Below are 453 nucleotides of genomic sequence, written 5' to 3'. Positions count from 1 at the left end.
ACCGAAGATCTGACCCGACAGGCCGGGCCGCCCGGCTCCCCGGCCGATGTCCCGACGCTGACGGTGGCGGAGCTCGAGGCCGACCCGCACGGCGTGTTCCGGGCGTGGCGGCCCAGGCTGCCCTTCGTCGGCCACGAGATCGCGGGCGTCCTGATCCTCCGCGCCCGCGACGTCGATCTGCTGATGCGCGACCCCCGCGCCCAGGCGACGGAGACGCTCTATCCGGAATCGCGCGCGATCCCCGAGGGCGCGCTGTTCGACATCTTCGCGCACGGCATGCTCACCGCCAACGGCGCGGTCCACCGCCGGCGCCGCTCGCCCTTCACCCGCACCTTCGCGGCCCGCCTGATCGAAGGCCTGCGCCCCCGGATCCGCGTCGCCGCGGAGGGCCTCGTCCGCGACTGGCTGGGGGACGGAGAGGTCGACCTCGTTGCGCGCTACACCGCCCGGGCC

General features: G+C 75.1%; 1 protein-coding gene. It reads left to right on the top strand.

Annotation, left to right across the window (positions count from 1 at the left end; genetic code table 11):
• Window positions 1-453 (top strand): hypothetical protein (locus tag ACU8YC_RS27430; protein ID WP_446896317.1); only part of this gene is annotated, 453 nt, incomplete at both ends.

It is taken from the genome of Citrobacter sp. VF227 (assembly GCF_052950715.1).
Note: the sequence above shows the minus strand (reverse complement) of the source record. Positions and strands in the feature narration are given on the sequence as shown.